Below are 19,672 nucleotides of genomic sequence, written 5' to 3'. Positions count from 1 at the left end.
CCGCGCGGTGCGCAGCGGGCTGGCGAGCACGAAGGAGCCGACGCGCAGCTCGGTCGTCGCCGCGGCGGCCGCGGCGAGGGCCGCGGTCGGCGTCGGCATGTTCAGGTTGTCCGGGCACAGCACGGTCGAATAGCCGAGCTCTTCGGCCCGGCGGGCGGTGGCCAGCCACTTCGCGCCGCCCTCCGTCGCGCCCGCGACCACGCCGAACCGGAACGCCTTCTGCGGCATCGAAACACCCCCACGTCGTTGGTCCTTCGATCAAACCACCGGTGCGCCCGGCCGTGCCACCACGGCCGGGCGCACGCCCGGCATCAGCCGCGCTGGTACTCCTCCCAGGTGACCTTCGCGACCTGGGGGCCGTCGTCGGCACCGCGGCCGGCGAGGCCGTTCATGCCCAGGTAGTAGTCGCCGGTCTGGTGCTGCGCACCCGACGACAGGTCCGGGTCGGAGATGGCCATCGCGTGGATGTGGTAGTCGAAGCCCTGCGCCGGCGTGCGGTACCAGGCCGCGAAACCGACGTTGCGCAGCGCCTTCAGCAGGGTGGTGCGGGTGGTCGACGACATGCCGGACACCGAGATGTCCATCGCGCCGCCGCCGTCGTGCGTCCCGGCCGAGGCGTCGACGCCACCGGCGTTGTAGGACCCCTGCGTCAGCGTGACCTGGAAGCCCGCTTTCCCTTCCGCCGCAACGAGCATCGCCTTGGTGCGGGTGTTGAGGGTCTTGCCGTGGTAGGTCACCTGGCTGCCGGCGGAAACCGGGTTCGTGACCGTGTACCGGCCATCGCCCAGCTTCTCCAGCGAGGTCTTGCCCGGCAGGCCGGAAGCGTCGAGACCGGTGTAGCCCAACGACTTCTGGTACTGCGAGTACGCGGTGATGGTGGTGGTGCCGAAGTAGCCGTCGACGTACTGGCTGTCGAGCAGGCCCTTCGCCTGCAGCGCCTGCTCGACGAGCAGGACGCTGTCGTGGGCACCGGGGGTCTGGGTGCTGTCTGCGCGGCGCGGGTCGATCTGGGCCGCCTTCAGCACGGCCTCCATGTTCGCCGCGGGCAGCACCGTCGTGGCCGCAGTGTCGGCCTGAGCCGGTGCGGCCACGGCGAACGTCGCGGCGGTGAGCGCCGTGAGCACGGCGGCCTTCGTGAACATCCTTGTCCTCCATGGGTCGGAATCTCTTCGGGGAGGAGAATCACGCAACCGGATACAAGGGACGTACAAACCGGATCCGCCCAGTCCGGGCCGTTCGTGCCGCCCTTCATACGGTGCGGGGGTACCGGCGCTTGAGCCTCACGGTATGTAATCCCAGCCACATTCGGGCGCGTTCCCACTGGTCCAGCCGTGTTGACCGGCGTCACGGAGAGTTTCGAGCCGCCCCCACTGGACTCTCCCGTGCTCGTTTCGTAACCTGTTCGAGATCTCGCGGCCCCCGGTCGTCCTCAGACGGCGACGCGAGATCGCCGCCGATACCCCCTGCCGGGTACCGGACCCCACCGCGGGCTCTTCCTGTTGCGGTAGAGCACGCCCTGGGCACGGCGAGACCCCCGCTCGCCGTCCCGGTACCCGCCGGCGGCCGATCAGCAAAGGAGACCCGCGCGAGAATGCGTTCGCATCCCGTCAAGCGCGTGGTGTCAGGTGCCCTCGCCGCGGCCTCGGTGATCACCGTCGTCACCATGGCCCAGCCGGCCACCGCCGCCCCCGTCCCCGTCCTGCAGGCGCCCCCGACCGGCTCGGACGCCCTCGCCAAGTACCGCGATCTCGCGGCACAGGCGGAAAAGCTCAACGAGGACCTGCTCCGCGCCCAGGACGACCTGACCGCGAAGCAGGGCCAGCTCGACAAGGCCAACGCCGACGTCACCAACGCGAAGAACGCCGGTGCACAGGCGATCGAGGCCAAGCAGAAGTACCAGTCCGAAGTGGACAAGTTCGCCGGCGCGTCGTTCACCAGCGGCGTCCAGATGAACAAGCTGTCGGCGCTGCTGGCCGGAACGTCCACCCAGGACTTCCTGGACCGCTCGGCGGCGCTCGAGGTCATCGCGACCGACAAGAACGCCGCGATGGACAACCTCAGCGGCGCGGCGGCCAAGGCCGCGGCGGCCGAGAAGACGGCTGCCGACGCGGCGAAGCGGGCGCAGGACGCCCGGGACGCGGCGGCGAAGCTGGCCTCGGACATCGAGGCCAAGAAAAAGGACCTGCAGGGCCAGATCGACCAGATCGAGGCGCAGAGCCGGACCCTCAGCAACGCGGACAAGGCCGCCCAGAAGGACACCGGCGGGGCGGCGCCGAACGTCAAGGCGCCCACCGCGGCCGCGCAGACCGCGGTCAACGCGGCGCTGAGCAAGCTCGGCAGCGCCTACGTCTGGGGCGCCACCGGGCCGAGCACGTTCGACTGCTCCGGCCTGATGCAGTGGGCCTACAAGCAGGCCGGCATCACCCTGCCGCGGAACTCCGCGGCCCAGGCCGGGTTCGGCACCCCGGTGTCGCGCGCCCAGCTGCAGCCCGGTGACCTGGTCGCCTACTACTCCCCCGTGTCCCACATCGGGATGTACATCGGCGACGGCAAGATGGTGCACGCGCCGACGAGCGGCGACGTCGTGAAGATCTCGCCGCTGATGAGCGAGTACGCGGGAGCCACGCGCCCCACCGCCTGAGGCTTCGGCCGGTGCCCCGTTCCGCGAAGTGTAGAAATCGCGGAACGGGGCACTTTTCGCACATGGACGAGAACCCTGACGCCGCCACCGTCGAAGCCGTCGGCAAGGTGACCGAGGCGCTCGAGACGATCGAGCGCGCCCGCGGGCACCTCTACTCGTTCCACCAGCTGACCGGGAGTGCGGACCTGGCCCTCGGCGAGGCCGTGGAGCAGCTCGAGAAGGCCGGCCACGGCGAGTGGGCGCGGCGGATCTCCGAAGAGCTCATCGGGCTCAACGTGTTACCCGATCGGTGGACTTTCCAGGTCGTCGAGGAGTACGACGACGGCTACTACAAGGCGTGCCGCGACCTTGAGCGTGAGCTGCTCGCTTCGCTCACCGGAGGACGCCGCCACCTGCACGAACAGCAGATGAAGGACGACCGCCGCACGCACGGGCGTCCCGGCCACGAGGCGGGCGCTCCGAGCACGCCCCCGGCCGGCGCGTGACCGGCGATTGTCGGACCCCCGCGCTACAGTCGAACCCAGACGAACAAACGTTCGATTGGAGGAGTCGTGACCGATCAGGTGGAGCCGAACCCGGAGAAGGACCCGAGCGACTGGACCACCGGCGACGAGCCGATGACCGGGCCGCAGAAGTCGTACCTGCAGACGCTCGCGCAGGAAGCCGGTGAAGAGGTGCCGGAGGGCCTGACGAAGGCGCAGGCGTCCGAGCGGATCGACGCCCTGCAGAAGGCGACCGGCCGCGGCACGTGAGGGGTCACCTCGCGGGGATCCGCCACAGGACGGCGGGTGGCCGCTCACCACGCCGCGCCCGGGCCCGGACGGCGAGCAGCCAGAGCACGCCGACCACCGAGACCAGGGCGAGGCCGCCCCAGGAGAGCAGGGTGAAGACGTCGGCCTGCAGGGTGGTCGGCTGCGGCTGGTAGCCCCGTTCGAACTGGACGTACTGCCAGGGCGTGCCGGTGAGCAGCAGGGTGAGGACCAGGGCGATGCCGTGCATGGCGTCCCAGAGAGCGTGGAGGAGGGCAACGCCGAGGTAGCTGAGCAACAGGCGGAGCGTCAGGGCGAAGTGGCGGTGGTCGCTGGCGGAGAAGAGCACGCCGCCGAGGATCGCGGTCCACAGGCCGTGGCCGACGGGCGCGAGCACACCGCGGAGCAGTTCGGTCTGGACGAGGTCCAGCAGCGAGAGCCCGCGTTCGGTGAACAGTGCGGTGAAGGCGTAGCCGGCCGATTCGAAGGCGGCGAACCCGAACCCGACGGTGGCGCCCAGCACGAGCCCATCGGTGGCGAACTTGACCCGGAGGTGCCGCGTGAGCACGGCCAGCACGGCGAGCTTGACGGCTTCTTCGATCAGCCCGACCCCGGCGAACAGCCAAGCGGAGGGATGCAGGAGGTAGGACTCGAGCAAGGACGCGGCGAGCACGCCGAGCACCCCACCGGCGACGAAGGTGCTGAAGAGCAGCTCGGAGGTGACCTCACCGCTCCGCCGCCGCCCGAAGGCCCAGGCAACGAAGGTGACGGGCACCAGGAAGCTCCCGAGCAGCACGACGGTGGGCACGAGGTTCGGGTTGCCGGTGACGAAGGTGACGACAACGGCGAGCACCCACAGGAGGGCACCGGTAAGGAACATCCGCAGCCAGACCCGGCGTGATCGGGCCCCGGCCGCGGGCCGAGCGGACGGATGAGCCATGGGAGTACTGTGCCCTGGTTTCCGCAGGTCCGCACCCGGTGATTCGCTGGGGGCAGCCTGCCCGCGGGCGGTCCCTGGGCGGGGTTGGCCGCGCTTGCGCCGGTGTGGCCTTGCCGGGCCGGCGGATCGCGGTTCCCGCTGCCGAGCCGACGGGTGAGAGCCCATGCTCGCAGGTTCGCGCCGGTGCGCCCCTCCCGGACCGCTGGATCGCGCTTCCGCTGCCGAGCGCACCCGCCGGTGTGCCCGACGCCACGGCTTGCCCACTGCCGGTGCGGGTAATCGACCGGGAGATGCCCTACTCCCGAAGGAGGACATCCCGTGTACCTGACCGTGCTGCTCGTCATCCTCGCCGGGCTGCTCGTGCTCGGCGGTGTCGCCGTCCGGGAGCTGCCGAAGCCGTATCCGCTCACCGCGAAACGGACACTCGTCGTCGCCTGGCTGGTGGCCGCCGGCGGGTTCGGGTGGTGGGCCTTTGCTCCCGGGGCCGCTTCGCTCGTCCTCAGCGTTGTCGGGTTCGGGTTTCTCGTGGCCACCTTGAATCGTGGGCCCGAACGGCATTCCTACCCGCCCTCGACGCCCTACCAGCCGCCTCGATGAGTGAACGCTCGCCGACCGGGTATCTCTGGTGAATGTCCCAGCCGAACGAACAGCAACCCGAAATCGCGCGGCCCGGCACTCCGGATCCCGGCCGTCCCGAAGACCGGCTCTACCGCCCCGGCGAAGGCGAACCACCGGACCACCCCGAAGAAGCGCGCGGTGTCGGGGCGAAAGTGATCGGTGAGGCGCGGGAGCGTCGCGACAGTTGAGCGTTCAGGCCGCCGAGGGCAGCGCCGCGCCCGTGACGCGGAGCAGGAACTCGGCGTTGGAACCGGTTTTGCGGAGCTGATCCAGCAGCTGCTCGATCGCGTGCGGCCCCGGCAACGCCCGCCGGACCTCGCGCATGGCCGCGAGTTCACCCGGGGTGACGAGCAGTTCTTCGCGCCGGGTGCCGGAGGCCGCCACGTCGACCGCCGGGAAGACGCGCCGCTCGGCCGTCTTGCGGTCGAGCTTGAGTTCGGCGTTGCCGGTGCTCTTCAGCTCCTCGAAGAACACCGTGTCCGCCAGGGAACCGGTTTCCACCAGCGCCGACGCGATGATCGTGAGCGAACCGCCGCCCTCGATGTTCCGTGCGGCGCCGAGGATTCGCTTCATCGGCTGCAACGCGGCCGCGTCGACGCCGCCGGACAGCGTGCGGCCGGACGGACGGGCAGAAAGGTTGTACGCGCGGCCGAGCCGGGTGAGCGAGTCGAGCAGGAGGACGACGTCTTCGCCGTGCTCCACCAAGCGTTTCGCGCGCTCGACGGCGAGTTCCGCCACCGCCACGTGCTCGGCGGGCGGACGGTCGAAAGTGGACGCAATCACCTCCCCGCGGACGGTCCGGCTCAGCTCGGTGACCTCCTCGGGACGTTCGTCGGCGAGCAGGACCATGAGCCGGCAGTCGGGGTGGTTGACCGACAAGCCGTGGCCGATTTCCTGCAGCACCGTGGTTTTCCCCGCTTTCGGCGGCGAAACGACCAGGGCGCGCTGCCCCCGGCCGAGTGGGGTGACGAGGTCGATGACGCGCGGCAGCAGCCGCGTCGGCGTGGTTTCGAGCAGCAGCCGGCGGTCCGGGTGCACCGGCACGAGGTCGGCGAACCGCGGCCGCGGTTCACCCGGGTCGCGGCCGTTGACGCTGGTGATCTCTTCGGTGGTACCGGCGATCTCGTCGCCGTTCCGCAGGTTGTGCTTGCGGACCAGGGAAAGCGGGATGGCGACGTCCTCGGGCGCCGGCCGGTAGCCGGGCCGGACGGACGGGGTTTTGCCGGACAGGTCGAGGATTCCGTGAAAAGACATGGGTGTCTCCTGAAGTGTGATGGGCCTGCGCACGGACGGCGAGGCCGGGAAGAAGGAAAGAGGCCGAGTGGCCTGGATCCGGGGAGCTGCCTCCGGGCGGCCTAGGGGCCGGCATCCGCGAGGAGCGTCTCCACTGTAGCGACACTTCTCACGAAGCACAACGGGTAAGACGCCGTGGCGGTGGGTAGTCCACCGGAGAAGCCCGCTGAAACGGGGGAACCGCGGCTGAAACGATGGGAGCGGATCGTGTATCGACATACCCCGGAAACTGGCGTCGATACGGGCGAAAGCGCCGACGCCGACCAAGCCGGGACCACGGCCTCGGAGCGCTTCGCCGCCGGAGCCGTGGTCGCCTCGACCTTCGAAGAACTGGCGCCGGCCCTGCCGAACGAGATGGCCGACCTGCGCCGCAAGCTGATCCGCTGGCTGGGCGAGTTCCCGCTCGACCCGGACAGCAAGCACGACATCACGCTGGCCACGTACGAAGCCTTGGCCAACGTCGCGGCCCACGCCTACCCGGACGGCCACGGCTGGGCCCGCTTGCAGGCGCGCCGGGAGGGCGACGCGGTCACGGTGACGGTAACGGACACCGGCTGCGGCATCCCGGCAACACGCCCGAGGGCGGCGGGCCTGCGCACCTCGGGTGGCCGCGGCCTGCTGCTGATCGACCAGGTGACGGACCAGTCCGACATAGCCACGGGCGCAACGGGAACAACGGTCCGCATGACATGGCGCCCACCGGCCCTCGGCGACGCGCGCTGAGCGCCGCGGCAGGCCAGGCGGCCGCTGCTGGGCGCCTGACGGCCGGTCGGCCGGCCTGATGGGCGCCTAGCGGCCTGCTGAGCGCCTGACCGGACCCGTCTGGCCAGCTTGGGCGCCTGGCGCCGACCCGACCAGCCAGCTGAGCGCCCGAATCGAGCCCGGTCCGCCTACCGAACGCCTGAAGCGGGCCCGGCCAACCTGCTGAGCGCCGGAATCTAGCCCGGGCCGCCTACCGAGAGCCTGACCCGAGCCCGGCCAGCCAGCTGAGCGCCCGAATCAAGCCCGGGCCGCCTACCAAGCGCCCGCTTTGGGGGCCTGGTCGCGCCCGACGGATCCGGCCGACCGACTGCGCACCTGATGCGGGCCCGGGCCGAACTGCTGAGCGCCCGACGCGGCCCGGCGGCCTCAAGGCACAGCGACACCCGGCCGACCGCCGCCTGGATCAAGACCCGCCGGCCCGCCTGACTGCGCGCCGGCGGGTTCGTGCGCGGCGGGTTCGCGCCAAAGACAAGCGGGGCGGCCAGCACCAACGCACGACCACGAAGAAACCTATCCGCGCCCCATCACCAGCAACACTTGCGCCGCCTCCCCTCCCGGCAAGCCCTTAAGCCACCTCGGCCAGCCGGACCAGCCTGTTCCTCGGGTACGAAACCAGTTCCCGCTCCCCGTCCGTCGTGAAGATCTCGACGGAATCCTCCAGCAACTCCGCCGAATTCACCTGCAGCTGCCACGCGGGCAGCCCCGGCGCCGGCTCGTGCCAGAACCACTGGCCCTTGGTGAGCTGGTGCGCCGGGACTGTCGCGTCGTCCGTTTTCATGTGCTGAGGCTATCCGTCACCACCGACAGTTTTCGCAGCACCTGGATCCTGTGATGCCGACCACTATGGACTCGCGCAGGTCACCGTCGGGGCCGTCAGGTTGCCGCCGTGCTGGACCGTGAAGCCGATGACGTTTCCGCTGCCGTTGGGCCGGGCCGTCAGGACGTAGCCCGTGCTGTCCCACGTTCCCGTGTAGTTCCAGCTGCCGATCACCTTCTGCGGCGCCTGGAACGTGATCGTCAGCACCCAGTTGTTCGACCCCGTCACCGTCACCTGGCCGTTGAAGCCCACGTTCCACTCCGCCGTCTTCACGTAGGCCGCGGAACAGCCGCCCGGTGCAGGGGTGGTGGGCGTGGTCGGCGTGGTCGGCGTGGTCGGCGTGGTCGTGCCGCCGTCCGGCGGGGCTCCGCCGTTCAACGCCTCGAGCACCGCCGTGTAGGCCGCCTTCTTCTGGCCGTTGCCGTCGAACAGCAACGGCGTTCCCGACGCGCGCCACGAGTCCGTGTCGCGGATGCCCCACACCGTGATCCCGGTGCACCGCGCGACCGCCAGGCACGCCGCCGTCACCGTGCGGAAGTTGGCCGCCTGCGCCGTTCCCGAGCCCTCGATGTCCAGCTCGGTGATCTGGACGTCCACGCCGAGGTTCGCGAAGTTCTGCAGCGTCGTCTGGTAGTTCGACGGCACCGGGCTGTTGGGGTTGAAGTGCGACTGGAAGCCGACGCAGTCGATCGGGACGCCCCGGGACTTGAAGTCCTGGACCATGCGGTACACGGCCTGGGTCTTCGCCTGGTTCCAGTCGTCGGTGTTGTAGTCGTTGTAGCACAGCTTCGCGCCCGGATCCGCCGCCCGCGCCGCCGTGAACGCCGCCTCGATCCAGTCGTTGCCCGTGCGCTGCAGGTTGGAATTGCGGCGGGCCCCGGAACCGCCGTCCTCGAACGCCTCGTTCACCACGTCCCACGCGTAGATCTTGCCGCGGTAGTGGGTCGCGACCTGGGTGACGTGGTTGAGGATGGCCTGCCGCAACGCCGTGCCTTCCATGCCCTGCATCCAGCCCGGCTGCTGCTGGTGCCAGGCCAGCGTGTGCCCGCGCATCCGGGCGCCCTGGCTCGTCGCCTGGTTCACGATCCGGTCCGCGTTGGCGTACGAGAACTGGCCCTGCGACGGCTCGGTCGCGTCGATCTTCATCTCGTTCTCCGGCGTGATCATGGAGAACTCGCGGCCGAGGATGCCGGTGTACACGCTGTCCGACAGCTTGCTCGCCGAGACCGCCGTGCCGAAGTAGCGCCCGGTCCGCGCCGCCGCGCTGCCCAGCGTGCTGCCGGCGGGCGGGGTGGAGGACGTGGTCGTCGTCGGTGTGGTGGTCGTGGAACCGCCGTCGGCCAGGCCCAGGAACGCGATCGCGTACTGGATCATCCCGTTCTGCGGCAGCGAATGCCCCGCACCCTGGACGCTGATCCCCTCGACCGGCGCCTGCGTGCCGGTGGCGCCGTAGCGGGTGCGCGTCCAGCCCGACTGCGGGGCGTCACTCGACGACGGCGTCTGGCTCAGCCCGTGCAGGTTGGTCCACTGCTTGATCTCTTCCCCGAAGTTCGGGTAGCGCAGGGTGTCGTCGGCCGTGCCGTGCCACAGCTGCATCCGCGGGAACGGGCCGGTGCGGCCGCCGCTCATCTGGCGGGCCTGGTCGCCCCACTGCTGCGCGGTCTTGATGAGCTGGCCGCCCGAGCACTGGCTGTTCCAGCTGGACCCGTCGGTGGTCGCGAAGCAGCCGGCGGGCACGCCCATGAACGCCGAACCGGCCGCGAACACGTCCGGGTACTCCGCGGCGAGCACGTTGGTCATCATCGCGCCCGAGGAGAACCCGGTGACGTACACGCGGGAGGCGTCGACGTTGTAGCGCTGCTTGGTCCAGTTGACCATCGAGAGGATGCCGACGGGGTCACTGCCGCCGCCGCGGGTGAGGGCCTGCGGCGAAGAAACGTCGAAGCACTGCCCGCTGCGGGTGGCTTCCGGGAACACGATGACGTACCCGTACTGGTCGGCCGCGGTGACGTAGTCGCGGGCGTAGCCGTTGAAGACCGCCGACGCCGAGCCGGTGCAGTAGTGGATGGCGACCAGCAGCGCCGGGCGGGCGGCGACGTGGTCCGGGACGTACGTGTACATGTTGAGGTTGCTGGGATTGCTGCCGAAGTCGGTGACCCGGGTCAACGTGGCCGCGGACGCCGGCTGCGCCGCCACGACCAGCACGATCGACGCGGCGATCGCCAGCACGGCGGCGGAAAGGGCGGTGAGGAGTCTTCGCACGCGAGGAAATCCTTTCCGGGGACGGGAACGCAGCTGCGACGATGGTTCGTCCCCGCGCCCGGCCGGTCAACGATTATCGAAACGTTTCGGGAACTTTCGAGGGATTCACCGATCGGCCGCGCCCCCGGAGTTCTGGCAGGATTCCGGGATGACCGAGCTGCTGCTGGGCCCGCTGCTGCGGCACGTCGACGCCACCTCGGCGACGATCTGGGTCGAGACGGACGGCCCGTGCGAGGTGCGCATCGGCGACGCGGACGCCCGGACGTTCGAGGTCGCCGGGCACCACTACGCGCTGGTCGTGCTCACCGGACTGGAACCCGGGAGGAGCACACCGTACGAGGTCCGGCTCGACAACGAGGTCGTCTGGCCCGAACCGGACGGTGACCTGCCGCCGAGCCGGATCCGGACGCTGCGGCCCGGCGACCCGCGGTTCCGGCTCGTGTTCGGGTCCTGCCGCAAGCCCCGGGAGCAGGACGCGCTGGGCCCGGACGCGCTCGCCGCCTACGCCCACCGGATGGCCGCCCTCGACGAGGCCGAGTGGCCGGAATCGCTGCTGCTGCTCGGCGATCAGGTCTACGCCGACGAGACCACCGACGCGACGCAGGAGTGGCTCGCCACCCGGCGTGACACCAAGCAGCCACCCGGCACCGAGGTCGCCGACTTCGAGGAGTACTGCCACCTGTACTTCGAGGCCTGGTGCGACCCGGCGGTCCGCTGGCTGCTCTCCACCGTGCCGACGTCGATGATCTTCGACGACCACGACGTCCGCGACGACTGGAACACCTCGCAGGCCTGGCGCGCGAAGATGGCCCGGACGTCCTGGTGGCCGGAGCGGATCCGCGGTGCGCTGGTCTCGTACTGGGTCTACCAGCACCTCGGCAACCTCGGGCCGCGCGAGCTGGCCGAAGACGACCTCTACCAGCGGGTCAGCCAGTCGGGTGAGGACAACGCCGAGCTGCTGCGCGAGTTCGCCGACCGCGCCGACCGGGAGGCCGACGGCGCCAAGGGCACCAGGTGGTCCTACCGGCGCGACTTCGGCCCGGTCCGGCTGCTGGTGATCGACTCCCGCGCCGGGCGGATCCTGGAGGGCGGGCACCGCTCGATGATCGGCGACGAGGAGTTCCGCTGGATCGAGGAGCAGGCCTCCGGCGACTGCGACCACCTGCTGATCGGCACGTCCCTGCCGTGGCTGCTGCCCACCGCGCTGTCGGCCGCGCAGTCGGTCAACGAGCGGCTCTGCGCCCGGCCCGGGCTCGTGGGCCGGGCGAGCGAGTGGTTCCGGCAGCTGGTGGACCTGGAGCACTGGCCGGCCTTCCGCGCGTCGTTCGAGCGGCTGGCGAAGCTCATCGCCCGCGTCGCGGACGACGGGCCGGCGTCGGTCAGCGTGCTTTCGGGCGACGTGCACCACGCCTACGTGGCGCGGGCCGAGTTCCGCGGTGGCACCGCGGCGCCGGTCCACCAGCTGACCTGCTCGCCGGTGCACAACACCGTGCCGTGGTACATGAACCGGCTGTTCCGGGCGGGCTGGGCGCGCTCGCTGACCAGGGTGAGCGAGCGGCTGGCGCGGCGCACCGGGGTTCCGCCCGCGCCGCTGTCGTGGCACTGCGTGTCCGGGCCGCACTTCGGGAACGCGGTGATGGCGCTGGACGTCGACGGGCGCACGGCCACGGCGACCCTGCTGCGGGCCGAGCCGGGCGACGACGAGGAGCCGATCCGGCTGGCCTGAGGGTGGGTGTGACACGGCCACGCTCGTGAACCGATTCCGGGTTAGCCTCGGATCATGGCTCAGGAAAACGCGCTCGGGGAGTTCCTCCGGGCCCGCCGCGAACAGGTGGGGCCGGAAGAACTCGGCCTGCCCGCGGGCGGGTCGCGCCGGGTCGCGGGCCTGCGCCGCGAGGAGGTGGCGCTGCTGGCCGGCGTCAGCACCGACTACTACGTCCGGCTCGAACAGGGCCGGGAGCGGAACCCGTCGGCGCAGGTCGTCGACGCGCTCGCCCGCGGGCTGGCGCTGGACGACGACGCCGTCGCCCACCTGCACCGGCTGGCCCGGCCCGAACCGGTCCGGCGCCGGCGCGCGCGGCGGCGTGAACAGGTCAGCCCGAACCTGCTGCGCCTGATGGACGGCTGGCCGGACACGCCCGCGCTCGTGCTCGGCCGCTGTCTCGACGTGCTCGCGCACAACACGCTCGGCCAGGCGCTGTTCGCCGGGCACACCCACAGCGGCGACCTGGTCCGGCTGGTGTTCCTGGACCCGGACGCCCGCGAGTTCTACCCGGAGTGGGAGCGCGTGGCCGTGAACACCGTCGGCGGCCTGCGGGCGGCCGCCGGGATCGACCCGGACGACCCGCAGCTCATCGACACCGTCGGCGAGCTGTCGGTCAAGAGCGCGGACTTCCGCCGCCTGTGGGCCCGCCACGACATCCGGCAGAAGACCCACGAAACCAAGCGGTTCCGCCACCGGCTGGTCGGCGAGCTGGAACTGAGCTACGAGGCGCTGACCGTGAACAGCGCCCCGGGCCAGCAGCTGATCGTCTACCAAGCCGAGCCGGGCAGCCCGTCGGAAGCGGCACTGGCGCTGCTGGGCAGTCTCGCCGCCTCCTGAACCACCTTTCCCCCATCCATCCACAATGGACGGAGTACTTCGTCGTGCCCGAAAACACGGCTGTATCCGAAAACACCGTCTTCTTCATCACCGGCTGCTCCACCGGCCTCGGCCGGGCCCTGGCCGAGGCCGTGCTCGATCGTGGCATGCGCGCGGTCGTCACCGCCCGCGATCCGGCACGGGTCGCCGATCTCGCCGAGGCACACGGTGACCGCGCGCTGGCCCTGCCGCTCGACGTCACCGACCACGCCCAGGTCGTCGACGCGGTGCAGCGGGCCGAAACGGCGTTCGGCCGGATCGACGTCCTGGTCGGCAACGCCGGCTACGGCTACCTCGCCGCGATCGAGGAAGGCGAGGACGAAGAGATCCGGAAACTGTTCGACACCAACGTCTTCGGCCTCGCCGACGTCACCCGCGCGGTGCTGCCGGGCATGCGGGCGCGGCGCGGTGGCCACATCGTCACCGTGTCCTCGCTCGGCGGACTGGCCGCCTTCGGCGCCACCGGCTACTACCACGCAACGAAGTTCGCCGTGGAGGGCCTGTCGGAGTCGCTGGCCGCGGAGGTGGCGCCGCTGGGCATCAAGGTGACCATCGTGGAGCCCGCCGCGTTCCGCACCGACTGGTCCGGCCCCTCGATGCGGCAGTCGGCGATCCGCATCGACGACTACGCCGAGACCGCGGGCGCCCGCCGGGAGGCGACGCTCGCGACGTACGGACGGCAGCCGGGCGACCCGGCCCGCGCCGCCGAAGCCATCCTCACCGCCGTCGGCAGCGACGAACCGCCGCTGCGCCTGCTCCTCGGCCGGGCCGCCTACGACATCGCCACCGCCCGGCTCGGCACTCTCCGCTCCACGTTCGACACCTGGCGCGAAACCACCCTCGGCGCCGATTTCCCGGAAGGAACCCCGTGAAGACCGTCCTCATCACCGGAGCGAGCAGCGGCATCGGCCGCGCCACCGCGCTGCGCCTGGCCGGCGAAGGCCACCACGTCGTGCTCGGTGCCCGCCGCGAAGACCGGCTGACCGCGCTGGCGAAGGAAATCCACGACACCGGCGGCACCGCCGACGTGCACCGCCTCGACGTCACCGACCGCGCGGGCGTCGCCGCGTTCGCCGACGCGGCGGTGGAGGCGCACGGGCGGATCGACGTCTTCCTCGCCAACGCGGGCGTGATGCCGTTGTCGCGTTTGGACTCCCTGCACGTCGACGAGTGGGACCGGATGATCGACGTCAACGTCCGCGGCCTGCTGCACGGGATCGCGGCGGTCCTGCCGCACTTCCGGCGCGCCCGCGGCGGGCACTTCGTGACGATCGCCTCCACCGGCGCGCACGAGGTGGTGCCGACGGCCGCGGTCTACTGCGGCACCAAGTACGCGGCCCGGGCGATCACCGAGGGCCTGCGCCTGGAGGCCGGCCCGGGCATCCGCGTCACGACGGTTTCCCCCGGCGTCACCGAGTCCGAGCTGGCGGACAGCATCACGGAGCCGGGCGCGCAGGAGGCGATGCGCGCCTACCGCGCGGTGACCCTCCCGGCGGACGCGATCGCCGAAGCCGTCGCCTACGCGATCAGGCAACCGGACGGCGTCGACGTCAACGAAATCATCGTGCGGCCCACCACCCAGCGCTGACGCCGTGTCGTCCCCCCGATCACGCGTGTCGACCCTTCCATCACGCGTGTCGACCCTTCCCGCACCGCGTCCGGAGCGCTCGGCGTGATCGCGGGGTCGACACGCGTGATCAGGAGGTCGACACGCGTGATTGCCGGGTCGACACGGCTCAGCGTTCGAGCTCGGCGATGACGCGCGGGATCTCCGCGACGAGTTCCCGGGCCAGCAGGCCGGTGCTGCCGGTGTCCGGGATCAGGCGCTGGCCGGCCACCGCGTGGACGTGCGTCGCCCAGCAGGCCGCCTGGTCGACGGCCGCGCCGCGGGCGAGGAAGCCGCCCGTCAGGCCGGCCAGGACGTCGCCGCTGCCGGAGGTGGCGAGGCCGACGTGGCCGCTGCCGTCGCGCCAGACCCGGCCGTCCGGCGAGGCGACCACGCCCATCAGCAGCACCACGCCGCCGTAGCGGCCGGCGATCCGGACCGCCGTCTCCAGGTCGTCGACCTCCTTTTCCTCGCAGCCGTCGAGGAAAGCGGCTTCGACCCGGTTCGGGGTGAGGAGGAGCCGGCCGGACAGCGGTTCCGCGAGTGCCGGGTCCCGGCTCAGCGCGCCGAGCGCGAACGCGTCGAGCACCACTCGGGTGTCGGGGGCGATGGCGGGGACCAGGCTCCGCAGCAACTCCTCGGTTTCCGAGACGCCGGTCAGGCCGGGGCCGACGACGACGGTCCCGGCGCCGGGCAGCACCTCGGCCAGCCGGTCGACGGCGTCGGCGGTGATCGCGCCGGTCGCCGTCTCCGGCAGGCCGAACACCGACGATTCGGGCACCGAGACACCGATCGCCGTCACGTGCCGTTCGGAGACCGCCAGCTGCAGCGTGCCGGCCCCGGCGCGCAGGGCGGCGGTCCCGGACAGGGCCGGCGCCCCCGGCACCGTCCGGGCGCCGCCGACCACAAGCACGGTTCCCCGGTCTTCGGCGCCGATCCGCCAGTCCCGCAGCAGGGCCGGGCTGATCGGCGCCGGGTCAGGTGAGCTGCTGCGCGGCATCGTCGTCCGCCGTCGGCGGGGTGTCGGTGGCGTGCAGGTGGCCGACCTCCTGGGCCAGCACCATGGTGAACCCGCCGTCGGCGTCGCGCTCCCAGGCCGTCACCGAGCCGTTGGGGACCTCGGTGGCGCCGGCCGCGCGCAGCAGGTCGGGTTCCGGCAGCCCTTCGAGCAGGTAGCGCAGGGCGAAGACGGTCATCTCGTGGGCAGTCAGCAGAACGCGCTTTCCGGCGTGCTCTACGCTCAGCTCGGTGAGCAGGGACCGCAGCCGCAGCACGACGTCCGCCCAGGACTCCCCACCCGGCGGCCGGTAGTAGAACTTGCCCAGCCGCCGCTTGCGCCGCAGCTCGTCGGGCCACCGCTCGCGAACGCCGTGCGAGGTCAGCAGGTCCAGGACGCCGAGCTCCCGGTCGCGCAGCCGTTCGTCCGGGACGATCGGCACGCCCTCGGGCGCGGCCAGCCGGGCGGTGTCCCAAGCGCGGCGGTAGGTCGACGTGATGACGACGTCGGGCGGCTGCTCCGCGAGGAACTTCCCGGCCGCGGAAGCCTGTTCCCGCCCCAGGTCCGTCAGCGGAACGTCGGCGTCGCGCTCGGCGATGTCGATCACATCCGCGCCGGCCGACTCCGCCGCTTCCCTGGCCACGTTCCCGGTGCTCTGGCCGTGCCGCAGCACACCCACCCAGTCCAAGTCGACGTTCACGACCGCCTGGTACCCCGCGGGACCCGCCGTCGAAACCCGGGATGGTTAGGCCCGCAAACCAGTTGCGGCTAGGGTCGTTCCATGTCGCGAAGTCTCGACGCCCAGAACCGGCTGCAGCAGCTGGAGGCGATCATCGGCGCTCCGGCCGCGCACCTCGGCCTGGCGGAAATGCTCGCCGAGACGCTCGGGCGCCTGCGCGAAGTCATGGCGGTCGACACCGCGACCGTGCTCCGGTACCAGCCCAGCGGCCGCCAGCTGGTGGCCTTCGCGGCGGCGGGCATCGAAGAGGAGGTCCACCAGGGCGTGCGGGTGCCGGTGGGCAGCGGGTTCGCGGGCACGGTGGCGCTCCGGCGGGCCCCGGTGATCCTGGACCACGTCGACGACACCACCGTGGTGAACTCCCTGCTCTGGGAACGCGGCCTGCATTCGATGCTCGGCGTGCCGATGGTCGCCGGCAACGAGCTCGTCGGGGTGCTGCACGTCGGTTCGGTCGCGCACCGGGAGTTCGGCGAGCCCGAAGTGGCCACCATGCAGCTGGTCGCCGACCGCCTGGCGATGGCGATCCAGGTGGAGGCGCTGGAGGAGAACCGCACCGCCACCATGGCGCTGCAGCGGAGCCTGCTGCCCAGCAGCCTGCCGGAGGTGCCGGGCCTGGACTTCGGCGCCCGGTACGTGCCCGGCGCGGAGACCGGGCTCGGCGGCGACTGGTACGACCTGTTCTCCCTGCCGGGTGACCGGCTCGGCGTCGTGATGGGCGACGTCTCCGGCCACGGCCTCGACGCCGCCGTGATCATGGGCCGGCTGCGCAGTGCGCTGCGGGCCTACGCCCTCGACTGCGAAAGCCCCGCCGAGGTGCTCGCCAAGCTCGACCGCAAGGCCAACCACTTCGAACACGGGGCGATGGCCACGGTGGCCTACGGGATCATCGGCCCGGACCGCGAGGTGCTGACGCTGTCGCTGGCCGGGCACCTGCCCCCGGTGCTCGCCGAGCCCGGCGAACCGGCCCGGCTGGTGGACTCGCCCCCGGATCCCCCGATCGGGCTGACCATCGGCGTGCCGGAGCGCCGGACGACGGTGGTGAACCTGGCGGAAGACGCCGTGCTGGTGTTCTACACCGACGGGCTGGTCGAGCGCCGGGACCGCCCGGTCGACATCGGCATGCAGGAACTGGTGGCCACCGTGCGCGCCGGGGATCCCGAGCGGATCTGCGCGCAGGTCATGGCCGCGATGATCGGCAGCAGGCCGGCCCAGGACGACGTCGCCCTGCTGGCCATCGGCCGCCGTGCCGTCCCGGCCGGCAGCTGACGCGGCCGGGACGTTCCGGGTCAGGACCCGGCGAGCGCCGCTTCCCGGGTCGGGAAGAGCGAAAGGCTCTCCTCGAGCCCGGTCAGCTGGATCGGGCGCAGGGTGGCCCGGCCGGACGCGACGATCCGCACCGCGGTGCGGGTGCCGGCGTTGCGGTGGATGGTCAGCAACGCGGTCAGGCCGGGCGAGGCGAGGAACTCGACGCGGGTCAGGTCGACCACCAGCACCGGCGGCTGGCCCGCCAGCGCTTCGTCCGCGGCCTGCACGAGCGCCGGCGCGGTGGTCGTGTCCACGTCCCCGACGACCTCGACGACGACTGCTTCGTCCTGCTCCGTCTGGGCGATCCGGAACTCCCCGAACGGCACAGCGGTGGCCGAGCTTTCGAACTGGGTGTGCTCGGTCATGTGATTTTCTCCTCGCCTTCGGCAGCCCCACCGGAAACCGGCGGGCGTGCGTGATCACGAAGGCTGTCTGCTCAACCACCGCCAATCATGCCCGCCCGGGCGACACGCCGCCGTGTCAGCACCCCCTCGGCTTCCTGTGCCGCCGCCCAACAGGCAAAATGAGCGCCATGGGTGAACGGGACGTGACCGGGGACTCACTCGACGACGCGGCCAGCTCCGCGGGATCGGTCGCACTGGAGAACCGCGGCGGTGCTGCGGGTCGACGGTGCCCTCGACCTCGCACTCGCCCCGAAACTGCGCCAATTGGCGGAACGCGCCGCGCGCCTGCAGCCGTCGCTGCTCGTCATCGACCTCACCGGCGTCACGTTCCTGGCCTCGGCCGGGATGGCCGAACTGGTGCGGGCGCACCGCGGGCCCACCGCTTCGGCGCCGCTGCGGGTGGTGGCCACCGGCCGGATCACCCTGCGCCCGCTGGAACTGACCCGGTTGATCGACGAACTCGCCATCTACCCGTCGCTGCCCGACGCGCTGGCTCCCTGATGACGGCCCGGCCGGAATTCGACGCGGTCCTCGACGCGGTGCGGGGGGCCTTCGTCGGCGGCGACGGCGCTCCGGCGGCCACCGCGGTCCGCTCCCTCGGCCCGGCCGAGGTGCGCGCGGTGCTCGGCGACCACGTCGCGCGGGTGGTGACCGACCGCACGGTCCTCGCGGACCTGGTGCCGGGCACGGAAATCACCCACGCGGTCGCCGTCGCGGCCGATGACGGCGACCGCGGCGCATTGGTCTATACCACCGCGGACCTCGGTGAGGTGCCCTCGGCCGTCGCCGCCGCGATCGACGCCGCCACCGCCGGCCTGGCCGCCACCGTCCGGCGGCTGCGGGGCGAAGCCGCGCTCCTGGACGCGCTGCACTCCACCGGCCGCGAACTGACCGCGCAGCTCGACATCGACCGGATCGTGCAGGACGCGACCGACGCGGCCACGAAGGCGACCGGAGCCGGCTTCGGCGCGTTCTTCTACAACCTGGTCGACGAGTTCGGCGAGTCGTACACGCTGTACACGATCTCGGGGGTGCCCCGGGAGGCGTTCGCCCGGTTCCCCATGCCGCGCAACACCGCCGTGTTCGCACCGACCTTCGACGGCGACGGCACCGTCCGCAGCCCCGACATCACGAAGGACCCGCGGTTCGGCAAGAACGCGCCGCACCACGGGATGCCGGAGGGGCACCTGCCGGTGTGCAGCTACCTCGCCGTGTCGGTGGTCAGCCCCACCTCCGGGGAGGTGCTGGGCGGGTTCTTCTTCGGCCACCCCGAGCCGGACCGGTTCACCGCGCGGCACGAGTACCTGGCCGAGGGCATCGCCGCCTACTCGGCCATCGCGCTGGACAACGCCCGCCTCTACGAGCGCGAGCGCACCCTCGCCACGGAACTGTCCCGCAGCATGCTGCCGGTCGCCCCGCCCACGCCGGGCCTCGACGTGTTCACCCGGTACCTGCCCGCGGCCACCGGGAGCAAGGTCGGCGGCGACTGGTTCGACGTGATCAGGCTGCCGTCCGGGGCGACCGCGTTCGTCATCGGCGACGTCGTCGGCCACGGCGTCACCGCCGCGACGGTGATGGGCCAGGTCCGGACGGCCATCCGCAGCTACGCCCTGCTGGAGCTGCCCCCGTCGGAGGTCCTGCGCAACGTCTCCGAACTGACCGTCGGGCTGTTCGGCGAAAGCTTCGTGACCTGCTTCTACGCGGTCCACCGCCCCTCCGACGGGACACTCGCCTACGCGAACGCCGGCCACCTGCCCGCGATCCTGATCCGCCCGGGCGAGCCGCCCGAGCAGATCGGCGAGGCGCTGGCGCAGCCGCTGGGCATCGGCTCGGTCTTCCCCCAGCGCACCGCGGGCTTCCCGGTGGGCGCGGACCTGGTGCTCTACACCGACGGGCTG

Annotated in this window: 22 protein-coding genes; 13 read left to right on the top strand and 9 right to left on the bottom strand. The window is 71.7% G+C overall.

All coding sequences use genetic code 11. The features are described from left to right. Together CCN39_RS05170 and CCN39_RS05165 are read right to left on the bottom strand one after the other, a co-directional pair. On the bottom strand, positions 1–228 hold a 228-nt coding region (locus CCN39_RS05170; protein ID WP_143263950.1), incomplete at its 3' end, for an LLM class flavin-dependent oxidoreductase. A gap of 83 nt (positions 229–311) precedes the next feature. Continuing rightward, positions 312–1,142, bottom strand: a complete 831-nt coding sequence (locus CCN39_RS05165) for a peptidoglycan-binding domain-containing protein (RefSeq protein WP_086838869.1) — start codon at positions 1,140–1,142, stop codon at positions 312–314. A gap of 449 nt (positions 1,143–1,591) precedes the next feature. Here CCN39_RS05165 and CCN39_RS05160 point away from each other — a divergent pair, with 449 nt between their 5' ends. From CCN39_RS05160 to CCN39_RS05150, 3 genes are all read left to right on the top strand, one after another. After that, the gene (locus tag CCN39_RS05160; RefSeq protein WP_086838866.1) at positions 1,592–2,641 is read left to right on the top strand and encodes a C40 family peptidase; all 1,050 of its coding nucleotides are present in this window, start codon (positions 1,592–1,594) and stop codon (positions 2,639–2,641) included. 62 nt (positions 2,642–2,703) lie between these two features. Further along, the gene (locus tag CCN39_RS05155; RefSeq protein ID WP_086838864.1) at positions 2,704–3,126 is read left to right on the top strand and encodes a hypothetical protein; all 423 of its coding nucleotides are present in this window, start codon (positions 2,704–2,706) and stop codon (positions 3,124–3,126) included. 66 nt (positions 3,127–3,192) lie between these two features. Further along, on the top strand, positions 3,193–3,393 hold the full coding sequence (locus CCN39_RS05150) for a DUF3072 domain-containing protein (protein WP_086838862.1): 201 nt from the start codon (positions 3,193–3,195) through the stop codon (positions 3,391–3,393). Positions 3,394–3,397: 4 nt separating this feature from the next. Here the strand turns inward: CCN39_RS05150 and CCN39_RS05145 are convergent, their stop codons facing one another. Continuing rightward, complete coding sequence (locus CCN39_RS05145) at positions 3,398–4,330, bottom strand: PrsW family intramembrane metalloprotease (protein ID WP_086838860.1); 933 nt, start codon at positions 4,328–4,330, stop codon at positions 3,398–3,400. 318 nt (positions 4,331–4,648) lie between these two features. Here CCN39_RS05145 and CCN39_RS05140 point away from each other — a divergent pair, with 318 nt between their 5' ends. Continuing rightward, positions 4,649–4,927, top strand: coding sequence for a hypothetical protein (locus CCN39_RS05140; RefSeq protein ID WP_086838858.1), 279 nt, complete (start codon positions 4,649–4,651; stop codon positions 4,925–4,927). Between the two features lie 32 nt (positions 4,928–4,959). After that, positions 4,960–5,136, top strand: a complete 177-nt coding sequence (locus tag CCN39_RS50630) for a hypothetical protein (protein ID WP_167454981.1) — start codon at positions 4,960–4,962, stop codon at positions 5,134–5,136. A 4-nt stretch (positions 5,137–5,140) separates the two neighbouring features. Here CCN39_RS50630 and rho read toward each other — a convergent pair whose 3' ends face one another. Continuing rightward, the gene (gene rho, locus CCN39_RS05135; protein WP_086838856.1) at positions 5,141–6,202 is read right to left on the bottom strand and encodes a transcription termination factor Rho; all 1,062 of its coding nucleotides are present in this window, start codon (positions 6,200–6,202) and stop codon (positions 5,141–5,143) included. A gap of 246 nt (positions 6,203–6,448) precedes the next feature. Here rho and CCN39_RS05130 point away from each other — a divergent pair, with 246 nt between their 5' ends. Further along, a complete protein-coding gene (locus tag CCN39_RS05130; RefSeq protein ID WP_244210623.1) occupies positions 6,449–6,964 on the top strand; it encodes an ATP-binding protein in 516 nt (171 codons plus the stop codon). Between the two features lie 604 nt (positions 6,965–7,568). Here CCN39_RS05130 and CCN39_RS05125 read toward each other — a convergent pair. Both CCN39_RS05125 and CCN39_RS52545 read right to left on the bottom strand, forming a co-directional pair. Further along, complete coding sequence (locus CCN39_RS05125) at positions 7,569–7,781, bottom strand: hypothetical protein (RefSeq protein ID WP_086838852.1); 213 nt, start codon at positions 7,779–7,781, stop codon at positions 7,569–7,571. 63 nt (positions 7,782–7,844) lie between these two features. Then, positions 7,845–10,082: an extracellular catalytic domain type 1 short-chain-length polyhydroxyalkanoate depolymerase gene (locus CCN39_RS52545; protein ID WP_086838850.1), complete on the bottom strand. Its 2,238-nt coding sequence runs from the start codon at positions 10,080–10,082 to the stop codon at positions 7,845–7,847. Between the two features lie 148 nt (positions 10,083–10,230). On the opposite strand from CCN39_RS52545, the gene CCN39_RS05115 reads away from it, so the two are divergent. Genes CCN39_RS05115 through CCN39_RS05100 form a run of 4 tightly spaced genes read left to right on the top strand, consistent with a single transcriptional unit; the run spans position 10,231 to position 14,311 of the window. Then, on the top strand, positions 10,231–11,808 hold the full coding sequence (locus CCN39_RS05115; RefSeq protein WP_086838848.1) for an alkaline phosphatase D family protein: 1,578 nt from the start codon (positions 10,231–10,233) through the stop codon (positions 11,806–11,808). Positions 11,809–11,862: 54 nt separating this feature from the next. Further along, the gene (locus CCN39_RS05110) at positions 11,863–12,684 is read left to right on the top strand and encodes a helix-turn-helix transcriptional regulator (protein WP_086838846.1); all 822 of its coding nucleotides are present in this window, start codon (positions 11,863–11,865) and stop codon (positions 12,682–12,684) included. Between the two features lie 44 nt (positions 12,685–12,728). Further along, a complete protein-coding gene (locus CCN39_RS05105; protein ID WP_086838844.1) occupies positions 12,729–13,595 on the top strand; it encodes an oxidoreductase in 867 nt (288 codons plus the stop codon). After that, positions 13,592–14,311, top strand: coding sequence for an SDR family oxidoreductase (locus CCN39_RS05100; RefSeq protein ID WP_086838843.1), 720 nt, complete (start codon positions 13,592–13,594; stop codon positions 14,309–14,311). Before CCN39_RS05105 ends, CCN39_RS05100 begins: the two co-directional genes overlap by 4 nt. A 148-nt stretch (positions 14,312–14,459) precedes the next feature. On the opposite strand, the gene CCN39_RS05095 is transcribed toward CCN39_RS05100, so the two are convergent. Next, on the bottom strand, positions 14,460–15,329 hold the full coding sequence (locus CCN39_RS05095; protein ID WP_086838841.1) for an NAD(P)H-hydrate dehydratase: 870 nt from the start codon (positions 15,327–15,329) through the stop codon (positions 14,460–14,462). After that, positions 15,307–16,026: a histidine phosphatase family protein gene (locus CCN39_RS05090; protein WP_086838838.1), complete on the bottom strand. Its 720-nt coding sequence runs from the start codon at positions 16,024–16,026 to the stop codon at positions 15,307–15,309. Before CCN39_RS05090 ends, CCN39_RS05095 begins: the two co-directional genes overlap by 23 nt. Before the next feature lie 81 nt (positions 16,027–16,107). Here CCN39_RS05090 and CCN39_RS05085 point away from each other — a divergent pair, with 81 nt between their 5' ends. Next, positions 16,108–17,331, top strand: a complete 1,224-nt coding sequence (locus CCN39_RS05085) for a PP2C family protein-serine/threonine phosphatase (protein ID WP_086838836.1) — start codon at positions 16,108–16,110, stop codon at positions 17,329–17,331. Positions 17,332–17,351: 20 nt separating this feature from the next. Here CCN39_RS05085 and CCN39_RS05080 read toward each other — a convergent pair whose 3' ends face one another. Further along, the gene (locus CCN39_RS05080; protein ID WP_086838835.1) at positions 17,352–17,735 is read right to left on the bottom strand and encodes an STAS domain-containing protein; all 384 of its coding nucleotides are present in this window, start codon (positions 17,733–17,735) and stop codon (positions 17,352–17,354) included. Positions 17,736–17,984: 249 nt separating this feature from the next. Between CCN39_RS05080 and CCN39_RS05075 the strand changes: the two genes are divergently transcribed. Further along, positions 17,985–18,275: an STAS domain-containing protein gene (locus CCN39_RS05075; protein WP_244210622.1), complete on the top strand. Its 291-nt coding sequence runs from the start codon at positions 17,985–17,987 to the stop codon at positions 18,273–18,275. Continuing rightward, on the top strand, positions 18,275–19,672 hold a 1,398-nt coding region (locus CCN39_RS05070; protein ID WP_086838834.1), incomplete at its 3' end, for a PP2C family protein-serine/threonine phosphatase. The genes CCN39_RS05075 and CCN39_RS05070, both read left to right, overlap by 1 nt.

It is taken from the genome of Amycolatopsis kentuckyensis (assembly GCF_002155975.1).
Classification (GTDB): Bacteria; Actinomycetota; Actinomycetes; order Mycobacteriales; family Pseudonocardiaceae; genus Amycolatopsis; species Amycolatopsis kentuckyensis.
Note: the sequence above shows the minus strand (reverse complement) of the source record. Positions and strands in the feature narration are given on the sequence as shown.

Bases quoted from the DNA above. Each gene is read 5' to 3' on its own strand.
- CCN39_RS05165 (WP_086838869.1), bottom strand. From the start codon at position 1,142: ATGTTCACGAAGGCCGCCGTGCTCACGGCGCTCACCGCCGCGACGTTC.
- CCN39_RS05160 (WP_086838866.1), top strand. From the start codon at position 1,592: ATGCGTTCGCATCCCGTCAAGCGCGTGGTGTCAGGTGCCCTCGCCGCG.
- CCN39_RS05155 (WP_086838864.1), top strand. From the start codon at position 2,704: ATGGACGAGAACCCTGACGCCGCCACCGTCGAAGCCGTCGGCAAGGTG.
- CCN39_RS05145 (WP_086838860.1), bottom strand. From the start codon at position 4,330: ATGGCTCATCCGTCCGCTCGGCCCGCGGCCGGGGCCCGATCACGCCGG.
- CCN39_RS50630 (WP_167454981.1), top strand. From the start codon at position 4,960: ATGTCCCAGCCGAACGAACAGCAACCCGAAATCGCGCGGCCCGGCACT.
- rho (WP_086838856.1), bottom strand. From the start codon at position 6,202: ATGTCTTTTCACGGAATCCTCGACCTGTCCGGCAAAACCCCGTCCGTC.
- CCN39_RS05125 (WP_086838852.1), bottom strand. From the start codon at position 7,781: ATGAAAACGGACGACGCGACAGTCCCGGCGCACCAGCTCACCAAGGGC.
- CCN39_RS05115 (WP_086838848.1), top strand. From the start codon at position 10,231: ATGACCGAGCTGCTGCTGGGCCCGCTGCTGCGGCACGTCGACGCCACC.
- CCN39_RS05110 (WP_086838846.1), top strand. From the start codon at position 11,863: ATGGCTCAGGAAAACGCGCTCGGGGAGTTCCTCCGGGCCCGCCGCGAA.
- CCN39_RS05095 (WP_086838841.1), bottom strand. From the start codon at position 15,329: ATGCCGCGCAGCAGCTCACCTGACCCGGCGCCGATCAGCCCGGCCCTG.
- CCN39_RS05085 (WP_086838836.1), top strand. From the start codon at position 16,108: ATGTCGCGAAGTCTCGACGCCCAGAACCGGCTGCAGCAGCTGGAGGCG.
- CCN39_RS05080 (WP_086838835.1), bottom strand. From the start codon at position 17,735: ATGACCGAGCACACCCAGTTCGAAAGCTCGGCCACCGCTGTGCCGTTC.